13 protein-coding genes and 2 tRNA genes are annotated in these 12,672 nt (G+C 64.7%); 6 read left to right on the top strand and 9 right to left on the bottom strand.

Annotated elements, in window-relative coordinates; genetic code table 11:
- Positions 1–224: 224 nt before the first annotated feature.
- The 3 genes from VH326_RS03180 (at position 225) to VH326_RS03170 (ending at position 1,813) form a co-directional block, all read left to right on the top strand.
- Positions 225–494 carry an acylphosphatase gene (locus tag VH326_RS03180; RefSeq protein WP_329630346.1) on the top strand — a complete coding sequence of 90 codons (270 nt, stop codon included), beginning with the start codon at positions 225–227 and terminating at the stop codon, positions 492–494.
- Positions 495–539: 45 nt separating this feature from the next.
- Positions 540–1,112, top strand: coding sequence for a Uma2 family endonuclease (locus VH326_RS03175; RefSeq protein ID WP_329630345.1), 573 nt, complete (start codon positions 540–542; stop codon positions 1,110–1,112).
- 134 nt (positions 1,113–1,246) lie between these two features.
- Positions 1,247–1,813, top strand: a complete 567-nt coding sequence (locus VH326_RS03170) for a Uma2 family endonuclease (protein WP_329630344.1) — start codon at positions 1,247–1,249, stop codon at positions 1,811–1,813.
- Positions 1,814–1,819: 6 nt separating this feature from the next.
- Here VH326_RS03170 and VH326_RS03165 read toward each other — a convergent pair whose 3' ends face one another.
- The 4 genes from VH326_RS03165 to ettA form a co-directional block, all read right to left on the bottom strand.
- Positions 1,820–2,566, bottom strand: a complete 747-nt coding sequence (locus VH326_RS03165) for a methyltransferase (RefSeq protein WP_329630343.1) — start codon at positions 2,564–2,566, stop codon at positions 1,820–1,822.
- A 262-nt stretch (positions 2,567–2,828) separates the two neighbouring features.
- Positions 2,829–3,458 carry a hypothetical protein gene (locus tag VH326_RS03160; RefSeq protein ID WP_329630342.1) on the bottom strand — a complete coding sequence of 210 codons (630 nt, stop codon included), beginning with the start codon at positions 3,456–3,458 and terminating at the stop codon, positions 2,829–2,831.
- A gap of 2 nt (positions 3,459–3,460) precedes the next feature.
- Positions 3,461–3,667: a DUF2188 domain-containing protein gene (locus VH326_RS16020; RefSeq protein WP_414714243.1), complete on the bottom strand. Its 207-nt coding sequence runs from the start codon at positions 3,665–3,667 to the stop codon at positions 3,461–3,463.
- A 67-nt stretch (positions 3,668–3,734) separates the two neighbouring features.
- Entirely contained in the window at positions 3,735–5,414 is a 1,680-nt protein-coding gene (gene ettA / locus VH326_RS03155) for an energy-dependent translational throttle protein EttA (RefSeq protein ID WP_329630341.1), read from the bottom strand.
- A 192-nt stretch (positions 5,415–5,606) separates the two neighbouring features.
- Here ettA and VH326_RS03150 point away from each other — a divergent pair, with 192 nt between their 5' ends.
- Together VH326_RS03150 and VH326_RS03145 are read left to right on the top strand one after the other, a co-directional pair.
- Positions 5,607–7,004, top strand: coding sequence for a M20/M25/M40 family metallo-hydrolase (locus VH326_RS03150; protein WP_329630340.1), 1,398 nt, complete (start codon positions 5,607–5,609; stop codon positions 7,002–7,004).
- Between the two features lie 73 nt (positions 7,005–7,077).
- Positions 7,078–7,332, top strand: a complete 255-nt coding sequence (locus tag VH326_RS03145) for a hypothetical protein (protein WP_329630339.1) — start codon at positions 7,078–7,080, stop codon at positions 7,330–7,332.
- Between the two features lie 50 nt (positions 7,333–7,382).
- Here VH326_RS03145 and VH326_RS03140 read toward each other — a convergent pair.
- The 4 genes from VH326_RS03140 to VH326_RS03125 form a co-directional block, all read right to left on the bottom strand.
- Positions 7,383–7,459, bottom strand: a tRNA-Pro gene (locus VH326_RS03140).
- Between the two features lie 231 nt (positions 7,460–7,690).
- A tRNA-Ile gene (locus tag VH326_RS03135) sits at positions 7,691–7,767 on the bottom strand.
- A gap of 38 nt (positions 7,768–7,805) precedes the next feature.
- Positions 7,806–8,768 (bottom strand): WalW protein, encoded by a 963-nt coding sequence (locus VH326_RS03130; RefSeq protein ID WP_329630338.1) that lies wholly within the window; start codon positions 8,766–8,768, stop codon positions 7,806–7,808.
- Between the two features lie 40 nt (positions 8,769–8,808).
- Positions 8,809–10,422: a histidine kinase dimerization/phospho-acceptor domain-containing protein gene (locus tag VH326_RS03125; RefSeq protein WP_329630337.1), complete on the bottom strand. Its 1,614-nt coding sequence runs from the start codon at positions 10,420–10,422 to the stop codon at positions 8,809–8,811.
- Between the two features lie 178 nt (positions 10,423–10,600).
- On the opposite strand from VH326_RS03125, the gene VH326_RS03120 reads away from it, so the two are divergent.
- Positions 10,601–11,068, top strand: a complete 468-nt coding sequence (locus tag VH326_RS03120; RefSeq protein WP_329630336.1) for an Lrp/AsnC family transcriptional regulator — start codon at positions 10,601–10,603, stop codon at positions 11,066–11,068.
- Between the two features lie 103 nt (positions 11,069–11,171).
- Here the strand turns inward: VH326_RS03120 and VH326_RS03115 are convergent, their stop codons facing one another.
- A complete protein-coding gene (locus VH326_RS03115) occupies positions 11,172–12,455 on the bottom strand; it encodes a hypothetical protein (RefSeq protein WP_329630335.1) in 1,284 nt (427 codons plus the stop codon).
- Positions 12,456–12,672: the final 217 nt, after the last annotated feature.

The following is a 12,672-nucleotide window of genomic DNA, read 5'->3' as shown; positions in this document are numbered from 1 at the left end:
TGGCTGACGTAACACACCTCGCCGCCATCGCGCTGGAGTTGCCCGTGGTTTCGCGCGCCCCCTTCGCTTCGGCGCGCTTCCCGCTCCGCTCTCGCCGAACCGCGCCGCGCGCGCGGCGAACCGCCGAGCCCGCCCGGTCCGGACGCAACCGAACGGTGATATCATCGCCGGCGATGGGCGACGATCAATTCGCCATCGAGTCCAAAGGGTTGTTTATGGGCGTGATGCAGCGGGTCGTGGTGTCGGGCCGAGTCCACCAGGTCGGCTTTCGCGACTACACCATCCGCAAGGCACAAGCGTTGGGGGTCACCGGCTGGGTGCGCAACCGCAACGACGGCACGGTCGAGATCATGGTGTCCGGGGAGGACGAGGCAGTCGCGGCTTTGGTCGACGCCTGCCGAGAAGGCCCGCCGCTCGCGCGGGTCGACCATGTCGAGGCGCATATCGAAGCGGGCCAGCCGGTGAAGGGGTTCACCAAGCGGTTTACGGCGTGAAGTTCCCTCATTGGGTATTTTCGAGCATCGGTATATAGACGACGCATGACCGAGGTCGTGCCTCTGACGAGAACCCCCAAGCCGGTGAAGCTGCGGGTCGAGGACTATCTCGCGCTCGACGGACTCGGGGCGTTCGACGCCTACGGCAAGACCGAGCTCATCGAGGGGGAAGTCGTCTATATGAACGCGCAGCATCGACCGCACGCGCGGATGAAAACGCAGCTTCTTATCCTTCTGGCGAACGCCCTGCAAAAGCTCGACACCAGGCTCGAGGCACTGGTCGACGGTTCGGTGTCGATGCCGCCGCACAATGTACCGGAGCCGGATATTTCGATCACCAACGAGCCCGAGGGGGAAGGCCTGATCCCCCTCGCCTCGCTCGTTTTGGTCGTCGAGGTCGCGGATACGACGCTGCGCAACGATCTCGGCCGCAAGCAGCGTATCTATGCCCGCGAGGGGGTGCCCGAATATTGGGTGGTGGAGGTCAACAAGGCAGTGATTCACCAGATGTGGGCGGCGTCCGGCGAGAGCTATGCCGAACGACGCAAGATCGGGTTCGGGACGCGGATCGACTCCGTGACGATCGACGGCCTCGCCGTCGAGACTTCGGGGCTCTGATCAGGCGGTCCCAGCCCGCCGCTCGCGCCGGTCGACCATGTCGAGGCGCACGTCGCGGACCAGCCGGTGAAGGGGTTCACCAAGCGGTTCACGGCATAGATGGCGATTCACGTATTTCGTGATACATTCGAACCATGACCGCGCACGATATCGTCACCTCGCCGCATCTGGCCAAATTGACCGTGAAGGATTTCCTGACTCTCGCGGAGTCCGGCGCGTTCGAACGCTATGCGCGGACAGAATTGATCGAGGGAGAAATCTGGGCGGTGAACGCGATTCATACCCGCCATGCGCGGATGCACGGCACGCTCGTGACCGAATTGGGTGCCGCGATAAGGGGGCTGGACGCAAAGCTCGACATACTGATCGCGCCGTCTACCGAGCTATCGCAAGACTCGCTCCCCGAGCCGGACATCGCGATCGCCGCGCGGAGCGAGGACAAGGTATTGCAGGGTCCGACCGTCAAGCTGGCAATCGAGATTGCGGATACGTCTCTCGATATTGACCTCGGCCGCAAGGCAAGATTGTACGCGCGCTATGCCGTGCCCGAATATTGGGTGGTCGATGTCGAACGCCGCATAGTCCACCAACTCTGGTCGCCGGCCGGTGAAGCGTTTGCCCAAAAGCGCGAAATCGCATTCGGCGAGCCGCTCATCGCCGCGACTATCGCTGGCCTGACCATCGCGACCGAGGCGCTATAGCGATCTTCAGCGCCTGATCGGCTTGACGAACTTCAGCGCGTATTGATCGGTCTGGCCGCGCACCTTCGGATCGAAGATCGACAGCGTGTGGTCGTCGCTCGGGCGGCGCAGGAACGTGCCTTCGTCGACCAGCTTGAACCCGACCGACATCACTTCCGCAATGACCTGCGATCGCTCGATGCGGTGAAGCCTGGTGATGCCGGCAACGTCGGTGCCCGCCGGCGCTTCGTGATCGAGGATGAAGAACGTGCCGCCGGGCTTGAGCGAATTGAACACGCCGCGATCGAAGGCGACGGTGTCGACCACGCCGTATTTGGCGATCTTGAGGTCGTGATAGTTCTGCGTGACCCAAGCGAGGTCGAGCGGCTTGGGGAAGCGGACGGTGCCGAACGCCGCGGCTTCGATCGAGACGTTGCCGCCCTTCGCCGCGTCGATCACCGCCTTGTCGGCCTTGGGATCGCCCCACCGCAAATTCTCCATGCCGTAGATATGGCCCTTCGGCCCGACGACATCGCTCAGCATCCGCGTGAAATAGCCGCCGCCGGGATAGAATTCACCGACCGTCATGCCGGGCTTGACGCCAGCGAAGGCCAGCGTCTCGGCAGGCTTGCGGTTTACGTCGGTCGCTCGGTCAGGGTCAGGTCGCGAGGTGTCGGCGACGGCGGCGGTGACATAGGCGGGCATAGCCGGCACGGCGGCGTAGAGCGCGACCGGCGCGGCGGCGACCAATAAGGCGATAAGCGTGCGGCGCATTAGAATCCTCTCCCTTGCGACTCGTTCAGCCGAATGTTCCCAATGTTCGCACTGGCCATGGGCTTGTTGGCCGATGCATCGAACCGAGGAAGCGGATGCCGATCGCGGTTGCGAGGATGACATAATCGCGCCGTGTAGGAAAATGGATTTGCGGGGGCGCCGTTTGGCGTCGAAACAGATTTTCGACTGGTGGAGAGGTCATTTCGTGGAGCAGGCGCGACCTGAACTGGCAGCGTGCGGACGGATTGGCTCCGAAATTGGATTATTGAAGGTGTTTAGGGTTTCGGTTCGTAACCCACGTCCTCATACAGCCAATCAGTTCGCCCATTGGTTGGGCTGCAATGTTTTCATCTGAGTAACCTCGCTCCTTAAGCGAGAGATAATTATCGCCCATAAATTCGTTGAAAGCGCCCCATACGGCGGCTGGGCCCGGAGTGCTGTTGTCGAGACTTTGCGCTAACCAATTGCGAACTTCATCATTAGCCGCAACTGGTTCATTTTTATGGACGCCTATGTCCGATCCTGACAGATCAGAAATAGCTGCTTTGAAACGATGGCTTTCGGCTTCAAGAATCAATATTTTCTTTTCACTCCAAGCGCCGCCTGCGTAAGCCTTACACCCATAATCCACGCCTAACTCAAACGGCATATTTAGCCGAAAAAACTCGCCAGCCTCGTTTGCCTGCAGGCGCGAAAGGTCATGAATTCCGTACTGAGATTCTCTGATTAGCTCCAGAATCTTATCGATTCTATTTTCACCGGAGTCCGATCTTTCCAGTGCAATTCGCGGTTCAAATCCAAGATAAATTATGCAAAACAGAATTGGACGTAAAAGATCCCAATATTCGCCATCAAACGGGCAATTTATAAAGACATTTCTCCCAAAGGCCATGCTTAAGGCTTATATGAAGTGTGGTCACGAATTCGCCCACTCTTGCTGTGAATGAATACATCCGACCTATCTTTCTTCGCATGTTCTTTGCCATATGAAACAGCATCAGCCTGTGTATCGAAATTTTTTGAAGCCTTGGACGCACCAGCTTTGCGCACGCTCCATCCGCCCGAGGAACTAGGAACCACATGCCTGGTATTCTTTGCCATGCGCAACTCCAACTCACACACGAAGGTTCATAAGTGGTTCAACGAATGATAGCAGCCTTCCCGCCCTTCATCTAGTCAGCTTCTTATACGCCAGCGCCGTCGGCCGATCCGCCGCATCGCCCAGTCTCCGCCGCTTATCCTCTTCGTAGCTCTCGAAATTTCCCTCGAACCATTCGACGTGGCTGTTGCCCTCGAACGCCAGGATGTGCGTGCACAGGCGGTCGAGGAAGAAGCGGTCGTGGCTAATCACCACCGCGCAACCGGCGAAATTCTCGATCGCTTCCTCGAGTGCGCCGAGCGTTTCGACGTCGAGGTCGTTGGTCGGCTCGTCGAGCAGCAGGACGTTGCCGCCGCGCTTGAGCATCTTTGCGATGTTGACTCGGTTGCGTTCGCCGCCCGACAGCTTGCCGACGTTCTTCTGCTGGTCGGCGCCCTTGAAGTTGAACGCGCCGACATAGGCGCGCGTCGACTGGTCGAAGCCGTTGACCTTCATCGAATCGAGCCCGTCGGAGATTTCCTCCCACACGTTCTTCGACGGATCGAGGTGATCGCGGCTCTGGTCGACATAGCCGAGGCGCACCGTGGTGCCCTTGTCGATCGTGCCGCTGTCGGGGGTCTCGCTGCCGATGATCAGCTTGAACAGGGTCGACTTGCCCGCGCCGTTGGGGCCGATCACCCCGACGATGCCGCCGGCCGGCAGCGTGAAGGACAGGTCCTCGAACAGCAATTTGTCGCCATACGCCTTGGACAGATTCTCGACCTCGATCACCTTGCCGCCGAGCCGTTCGGGCACCTGGATGACGATCTGCGCCTTGCCGGGGGTGCGGTTCTTCTGCGCCTCGACGAGCTGGTCGAACTTGGCGATACGCGCCTTGGACTTGGTCTGGCGCGCCTTGGCGCCCTGGCGGATCCATTCGAGCTCGTTGCGGATCGCGGTCTGGCGGCCGCTCTCCTCGCGCTCCTCCTGCTCGAGGCGCTTGGCCTTCTTCTCGAGATAGGTCGAATAATTACCTTCGTACGGGAAATACTTGCCGCGATCGATTTCGAGGATCCAGCCGACGACATTGTCGAGGAAATAGCGGTCGTGGGTGATCATCAGCACCGCGCCGGCATATTCCTTGAGGTGGTTTTCGAGCCACTCGACGCTTTCGGCATCGAGATGGTTGGTCGGTTCGTCGAGCAGCAGGATCGACGGCTTCTGGATCAGCAGCCGGGTGAGCGCGACGCGGCGCTTCTCACCGCCCGACAGATTGGCGACGGCGCTGTCGCCCGGCGGACAGCGCAGCGCTTCCATCGCCAGTTCGAGCTGGCTGTCGAGGCTCCAGCCGTCGACCGCGTCGATCTTGGTCTGGAGCTCGCCCATCTCCTCCATCAGCGCGTCGAAATCGGTGTCGTCCTTGGGATCGCCCATCTCCGCCGAGATCGCGTTGAAGCGCTCCACCAGCCCGGCGGTTTCGCGCGCGCCGTCCTTGACGTTCTCCAGCACATTCTTGGTCGGATCGAGCTCGGGCTCCTGCTCGAGGTAACCGACGGTGATGTTCTCTCCCGGCCACGCTTCGCCGGTATAGTCCTTGTCGACCCCCGCCATGATCTTCATCAGCGTCGACTTGCCGGCGCCGTTGGGCCCGACGATGCCGATCTTCGCGCCCTGGTAGAATTGCAGGTTGATGTTGGACAGCACCGGCTTCGGCGCGCCGGGGAAGGTCTTGGTCATGTCCTTCATGACAAAAGCGTATTGGGCGGCCATGGCGGCGCGTTGCTCCGTATTGATGTGCGGGAAATTCGAAGGCGCAGATAGCGATTGCACGCGAGATTCGCAAACGGACTGCCAACACAAATACCGTTCGTGCTGAGCTTGTCGAAGCACCGCCCTTCACCCTAATGCACGATTCGAAAAAGCAGCCCTTCGACGAGCTCAGGGCGAACGGAGGAACAGACCATGCGGATCGCGCCCATCGCTCTTGCCGGCATCGCCGCCATCGCCGTCCCCGCCATCGCGCAGCGCGCCTTGCCGGGCGCGGTCAAGGTCGATCCCGCGGTCGCCAAGGCACGCGACGCCGCGCTCAAAGACGATGTCGCGTATGACATCGTCGAGGGGCTGACGACCGAGGTCGGCCAGCGTCTGGCGGGGACCGAGGCCGAAGCGCGGGCGCGGGCATGGGCGGTGGTCAAATTGAAGGCGCTGGGGTTCAAGAACGTCCATATCGAAACCTACACGATGCCGGTGTGGGTGCGCGGCGAGGAGAAGGCCGAGATCGTCGGGCCGTATCCGCAAAAGCTGACACTCGCAGCACTCGGCCGCTCGGGGGCGACGCCGCCCGCGGGGATCACCGCGCCGGTGGTTTATTTCCCGACCTTCAACGACTTGCTCGCCGCACCCGACGGGAGTCTTACGGGCAAGATCGCATTCATCTCCAACCAGATGAAGACGACACAGGACGGCAGCGGCTACGGCGAATATGGCGCCGCGCGGTTCGTCGGGCCGAACATCGCGGCGAAGAAGGGCGCGGTCGCGGTGATCATCCGTTCGATAGGCACCGACCATGGCCGCTGGCCGCATACCGGCGGGACCAATTGGACGCCGGGCGTGACTCCGATCCCCGCGGCCGCTTTGTCGGTCGCCGATGCCGAGCAGCTCGAGCGAATCTTCGCCCGCACCGACAAGGTCTCGCTCCACCTGACGCTGACGCCGCGCACGTTGCCCGATGCGGAGTCGGGCACTGTCGTCGCGAAAGTTCCCGGGACCGATCCCAAGGCCGGGACGATCGTCGTCGGCGGGCACCTCGACAGTTGGGATCTCGCGACCGGCGCGATCGACGATGGCGCGGGCGTGGCGATCACCACCGCGGCGGCCAAGCGGCTGCTCGACGGCCCGCGTCCGCGCCGCACGATCCGCGTCGTGTGGTTCGGCGCCGAGGAGCCGGGCGGGTTCGGCGGCGCGGCCTATGCCAAAGCGCATGCCGGCGAGACGTTCGCGATGGCGGGCGAATCCGATTTCGGGGCGGACAACATCTGGCGCTTCAACGTCAACTTTCCGGACAGCGCGAAGGCGATCGGCGACCGGATCGGCGTCGCGCTCGCGCCGCTCGGCATCACGCGCGGGCGCGAAGTTGCGGGCGACGGCACCGATGTCGGGCCGCTGTTCAAGCTTGGAGTGTCGGCGGTCGACCTCAACCAGTCGGGCACGCGCTATTTCGACTGGCACCACACCGCCGAGGACACGCTCGACAAGATCGATCCCGAGCAATTGCGCCAGAACGTCGCGGCGTGGACCGCGGTGCTGTGGATCGTCGCCAACGCGCCGGAAGATTGGGGCAAGGCGACGCCGAAGGACTGACATTGCTCCACGTCAATTGACCGAGTGGACCGCGCGGTTATGTCTCGCGCCGCCGAATCAGCAGGAGTTTCGCATGAAGAAGATCGCCACCGTCCTCGCCGCCGCCGGCCTCGTCTTGCTCGGCGCGTGCCACAAGCAGCCGACGACGGAGAACGCCGCGGTCGCCATGGACGCCAACCTCGCCGATCAAGCCGCCGCGCTCGACAATGTGGTCGATGCCGACGCCAACGCCGCTGCGGCGAATGCGACGAACGAAGCCGGCGCGAGCTACAATAACAGCGTCGACAGCGTCCGGGCCGAAGCCGAGGCGGCGAAGAACAGCCATTGATGGCATGGGCGGCGGGGTGGTTCTCGGACGCCCCGCCCCATCGCGCGAAATGGTCGGGGAGACAGGATTCGAACCTGCGACATCCTGCTCCCAAAGCAGGCGCGCTACCGGACTGCGCCACTCCCCGCCACCGACGCGGACGACGGCTAGCGAAGCTAGCCGCGACATGCGGCACGGTCGGCCGGCGCGCCAACGGCGCGTCCGACGGCGCGGCTTTGCCGCGACGGAGCCGGGAAGGCAAGCGAAGGATTAGCAGCAGCGCCGCGGCGAAGCCGCGTCGTCGAACGGCGCTGAGGCGCCGCCGGCCGCGCTTGCCTGTCTCGCTTGCAGCTTCGCTGCGCACATGCAGGCGGCGCGTTGGTGGGCCCGGCAGGACTTGAACCCGCAACCTAGCCGTTATGAGCGGCCAGCTCTAACCAGTTGAGCTACAGGCCCACCCTGCCTGCTGCCGTAGCGGAGGTACGCCGCCGCGATCAACCCGCCGCGTCGATCAGTTCTGCCAGCCCGACCGGCCGCAAGCCGAGGCGATCGAGCTCGGCCAGCACCGTGTCCCACCATGCCCAGAACGCGCGCAGATCGGCGGCGTCGCGCACGTACGGGGTGTGTCCCGGCGCGAGCGAGGGCGAGTGGAATGCGAAGCTCAGCACGCGCAAGCCGTCGCCGACCGCCGCCCGGATCGCTTCGATCGCCTCGGCGACGGGTATGCCCTCCGGTGTCAGTGGGATCCGCTGCAGCAGCCGCGTGCGCGCCAGCACGGCTCGGCCTTTTGGGACTCGGCCCGCAGCGCGGTATAGCGACGCCCCTCCGCTGCGCGCCGCGCCCGTGAAAACGGTGGTGGACGGTAATTCGATCAGGCCGCCGACCCGAAACGCGTGATTGCCGAGCACGCCGAAATCGGGACCGCCCTTCGCGCGATAGTCGAACCCGGGCCGCACCGAACTGTCGAGCCGATAGCCGGCCGCGGTCATCAGGTCGAAGCTCGACGGCCCCAGCCCGTACCGCCCAGCCCGGTACGCCGTCGGACGCGTGCCGAACGCCGTGGCGATCGTATCGGTCAGCGCCGCGAGCTTTGCCGCCTCCAGCGCACGCGGCAAATTGCCGGCGAAGCTGTTGCGCTCGCTCGGCGCCTCATCGAACGGCGGGTTGACCCATGGATGTAGCTGCGTGCCCACCATCGTGCCGCCGGTCAGCAACGGTCCGATCAGGTCGATTGCGCGAGCGTCGGTCGCGATCGGGTGATCGACCATCAGCGCGAGCGGCACCCCGGCCGCGGCGAAGCGCGCCTGCGCCTCGGGCAAGGCCGCGATCGCGGTCACCGCCCGGTGCTCGCGCGCCAGCGGGAGGTTCCAGTCGAACTCTTCCTCGACATCGACGAATATGACGAAGCGCGATCCGAACTCGGCGGGCCAGGCGATCATGTCGGCGGCCGCGGGCATGGCCGGCCGGAACCCGGCTTGGGGGGCGTCGCGAGTCACGTCAGTTGGAAAGCTGCCCCACATCCCGATCCAACGCCGCCGGCAGCCGCAATGTCAAGCGATCGTCGGCGATGGTGAGGCCGCCGCGCAGCTCGACCGCGAGGTTGCGCGCCAGCCGCAGTGCGAAACCTGCACCGAGCAAGGGCGCGCCCTCGCCCTGGTCGTCGAGCCGATAGAGATCGTCGCCTGCACGGCCGGCGAAAGCGCGTGGCAGGTCGATGGTCAGCGCGACCATGTTGCCGTCGCGCGCCGTCGCGACCGCCAGGCGTTCGTCCGGCGCGCATGCCCCGACCGCGAGTCCAAGCAAGCGGCCGACGATCCGCGCGACCGCGATATCGTCCCCGGCGATGTCCAGTTCTTGGGAGGTGGAGCGGAGATCGACCACGGCGCCGCGGAGCCGCATCAGCGGCTCGAGGTCGCCGACGATCCGCGACAGCAACGGAGCGAGCGCCACCCTCCCCGGCCGCAATACCAGCGCGCGTTGCTCGAGCCGCGCGGCAGTATCGACATCGTCGATCGCGTCGAGCAGTTCGCGCGTGCTGCCGCGGATTACGGCGGCGCGTTCGCGATAGGGTTCCGGCGCCGGGCCCAGCACTTGCGCTTCGATCATCTCCGCGAACCCGGAGATCGCGTTGGTCGGCGTGCGCAATTCGTGGACCAGCGCGCGCAATGCTTCGGCGGCCGGGCGGCGGAGCATGACCGGTTCGGCCCGCTCGTCGGACCGCGGGCGGCGGGCGATGCCGCGATAGCCGGTGAAGCGGCCGCTGATCGGCTCGAACGCAGGCGTCGCCGAGAGCTGCCAGTCGCCCGCCGCGGTGGAGTTCCCCGCGATCACCAGCCTGGCGTCCGCAAATGGCGCACGGCGACGGAACGCGCCCGACGCGACGCCATCGACCTGCGCCGAGCCGGCGCCGAGCAGCACGCCGACCAACGGCTCGCGCGGCGGGCCGTCGACCCAGCGAATCGTGCCGGTCGCGTCTGTCTCGAAACAGAAATGATCGACGGGGGCCGCGCCGACCGGGGGGCGCGGCGGGCGATTGAGGTCGCCATGATCGCGTTGATAGGCGTCGAGCCGCGCGACGAGTTCGGCAATCGCGAATGGCCCGGCCGGATCGGGCGGTGCGATAGGGTCAGACGGCTCAGCGAGCAATGGAATTGCCGGTGCCTCCGATGGCGCCGCGCCATCGGGTTGCGGCAGCGCGAAGTCGGCGGCGCCATAGCTGTCGAGCGCACGCACCGCTGCCGCCGGCAAGTCGCGCCGATGGCGAAGCAGTGAGCGCGACGCCGGTGGCAAGGCTGGGATCAACGCTACCCATTCGTCGGCGCTAAGCCGCGCAGTCGACAGCACCGGCGCGGCGATCGCCGGCTCGTCCTCGCCGAACAGCCCGACCAAGGCCGCGGGCGGCTGCGCGAAAGCGAGGCCCCGCGCGCTCGCCGAGCGCACCGGCGGCGGCACTTGCCCGCGAATCGAGCGCAGCCGCTTGATCGCCTCCGGCATCGCCGGCGCTCGGCCCCGCCCGATCAAATCCGTCAGCTGGCGCCAAGCGCTTTGCGCGCCGAACGGAGTCGCCGTGTCGGCGGCCAGAACCGTGTCGAGGCTGTCGTCGAAGCGCAAAGATCCGGGTCCGTCCTGGCGACGCGCCGATCCGCGCCGTCAATCATTTCTTAACCGCCCGCGCGCTGCCGACAACGCTTCATTTTGGCGCGTCGCAATGTGGGACGATTGCGTCGCGCCGCAATTATATTATGCTTAGCCGCAAGAAGGCTCGCCTAAAAAATCCGGAGAGAAGACAATGGCGTTGGATCGGATCGACCGGCAAATCTTGTCGTTGCTGCAGGCCGATGGACGAATGACCAATGTCGAGCTCGCCGACCGCGTCGGGTTGACCGCGCCGCCGTGCCTGCGCCGAGTCCGCGCGCTCGAGGAAGCTGGCGCGATCACCGGTTATCACGCCGAGCTGGACCCGGCGACGCTGGGTTACCCGATCACGGTGTTCGCGATGGTCAGCCTCAAGAGCCAGGCAGAGCGTGACCTTGCGGCGTTCGAGGCACACGTCGCGACGATCCCGGAAATCCGCGAATGCCACATGCTCAATGGCGAGATCGACTTCATCCTGAAGATCGTCGCCGGCGACCTTCGCGGCTTTCAGGACATCCTGACGACGCACCTGACGCCGGCGCCCAACGTCGCCAGCGTGAAGACGTCGCTGACGATCCGCACGTCGAAGCACGAACCCGGCATTCCGGTCGGGAAGAAATAGAAAGGGGCGACCGTCCACCGGCCGCGACGCTTTCGCTGTTGCGGCAAACGCCGCAACATGTCCCGCACCAGCCCGGAGCGGCTGGCGCCGTCCAACTCAAGTCTCAGCTTGTCGGCGGATGATCGAGCCAGGTCGTCCAGAACGCCGCAATGTCGCTGCGCGGCGCGCCGGTCACCGCGGCAAACGCGGTCTTCGCGCCCGCCTTGTCGCCCGACAGCGCCAGCGCGATGCCGAGATGCGTGTTGACCTCGTCGGCGTTGACCCCGCCCTTGGCGAGCGCCTGACGATAGAGCGTGATCGCGTTGGCATAGTCGCTGCGGCCGAGATAGGCGTCGCCGGTTTGCGCCGACAGCGCACCATTGGGCGACGCCGCCGCCTTGCGCGCCAGTGCGTCGAACGATCCTTCGGCCGCGATCTGCGCCGTGGAAGAGCTGACTAGCGCCGAAATGTTCGAGCTCGACGGCGTCGGGATCTTCCCCGCCGCCTTGCCCTCGGCGATCACCGCCTTGGTTTCGTCGGGCAGACCGATATCGGTCACCTTCTGGGCATATTCCTCATATTCGCTTTGGTCGGCGAGCGCATGGGCCTGGCGCATCAGGCGGAACAGGTCGACTTGCTGGCGCTTGTCGAGCTTGGCCAACGGCTGCTGGCTGAAACCATAAAAGCCGATCGCGGTGTGCCACGTCTTCGACGTCGGATAGGCGCTCACCCAGCGCTGGAGCCACTTGAAGGTTTCGCCGTGGAGCCCGCCCTGATTCGACCGCGCGATCGCATAGCGGTAGAAATCGTCGGTCTGCGGCTTGCCCGATGCAAACACCTTGTCGAGATCCGCCATGCCGCCCGCGACGTCGCCGCTCTCGACCTTCGCCCTGGCGAGATAGTAATCGAGGTTGGGCTCGGCCGAGCCCCCCGCCCTGGCTTTGGTGAACAAGTCGATCGCCTGCGCCCAATGCTTCTGGTCGAACGCAATCGTAGCGCGGCTGAACTCGAACTTGGTGCGCAGGTCCGCTGGCGTAATCGGATTTGCGATCAGCGCGTCGAGCGGCGCAATCATCGGGGTCGAATCGAAGACGCCGTTGGTGCTCTGCGCGGCAGCCGCGACCCGCGTGGTATTCAGCTGGAGGCGCAGCGTGCTGGCATAATATTTTTCGTCATCGCTCTTTGCCAGTCCCTCGGCTTCGACCGTCGCCGCTTCAGCGGTCGCATCGTCCTTTGCGGTGAACGCGGCTTTCGCCTTGTTGAAGGCGGCACCGAAGGCCGGACTGACTTGCGGACCGGTGGGCTTGGCATCCTCCTTTTTCTTCGCGAAGGCGGCCGGCGTATACGCAACACCGGCCATGCCAGCGACGAGTGCCGCGCTCAGCACAGCGGTCGAAATCCTCTTCATCAAACTCTCCTCATCGGCGCGCGGCCTGTCGCCAGCGCTCTAACCACGGAGCAACGGCGGTTCAAGGCGCGTGGCGGGTCGCACTGGCCAATCCTGGCTGAACGCGAATTGAATGAACGCGCCGGCTCCTCTGGGGCGAATTCCTCGCGCGCGTACGCGCGCACGCGTGACATCGGCTGTGCGGAGGCCTATATCGTCACTCAACCGCAACATTACC

Source organism: Sphingomonas sp. (assembly GCF_036269755.1).
GTDB lineage: Bacteria > Pseudomonadota > Alphaproteobacteria > Sphingomonadales > Sphingomonadaceae > Sphingomonas.
The sequence above is the reverse complement of the archived record's forward strand: the minus strand, read 5'-3'. Positions and strand labels throughout refer to the sequence as shown.

Excerpts from the sequence above, each read along its gene's own strand:
- VH326_RS16020 (WP_414714243.1), bottom strand. The coding sequence starts at position 3,667 with ATGGCAAAGAATACCAGGCATGTGGTTCCTAGTTCCTCGGGCGGATGG.
- VH326_RS03180 (WP_329630346.1), top strand. The coding sequence starts at position 225 with ATGCAGCGGGTCGTGGTGTCGGGCCGAGTCCACCAGGTCGGCTTTCGC.
- ettA (WP_329630341.1), bottom strand. The coding sequence starts at position 5,414 with ATGGCCGCCCAATACGCTTTTGTCATGAAGGACATGACCAAGACCTTC.
- VH326_RS03145 (WP_329630339.1), top strand. The coding sequence starts at position 7,078 with ATGAAGAAGATCGCCACCGTCCTCGCCGCCGCCGGCCTCGTCTTGCTC.
- VH326_RS03160 (WP_329630342.1), bottom strand. The coding sequence starts at position 3,458 with ATGGCCTTTGGGAGAAATGTCTTTATAAATTGCCCGTTTGATGGCGAA.
- VH326_RS03120 (WP_329630336.1), top strand. The coding sequence starts at position 10,601 with ATGGCGTTGGATCGGATCGACCGGCAAATCTTGTCGTTGCTGCAGGCC.
- VH326_RS03130 (WP_329630338.1), bottom strand. The coding sequence starts at position 8,768 with ATGCCCGCGGCCGCCGACATGATCGCCTGGCCCGCCGAGTTCGGATCG.
- VH326_RS03170 (WP_329630344.1), top strand. The coding sequence starts at position 1,247 with ATGACCGCGCACGATATCGTCACCTCGCCGCATCTGGCCAAATTGACC.
- VH326_RS03150 (WP_329630340.1), top strand. The coding sequence starts at position 5,607 with ATGCGGATCGCGCCCATCGCTCTTGCCGGCATCGCCGCCATCGCCGTC.
- VH326_RS03175 (WP_329630345.1), top strand. The coding sequence starts at position 540 with ATGACCGAGGTCGTGCCTCTGACGAGAACCCCCAAGCCGGTGAAGCTG.
- VH326_RS03115 (WP_329630335.1), bottom strand. The coding sequence starts at position 12,455 with ATGAAGAGGATTTCGACCGCTGTGCTGAGCGCGGCACTCGTCGCTGGC.
- VH326_RS03165 (WP_329630343.1), bottom strand. The coding sequence starts at position 2,566 with ATGCGCCGCACGCTTATCGCCTTATTGGTCGCCGCCGCGCCGGTCGCG.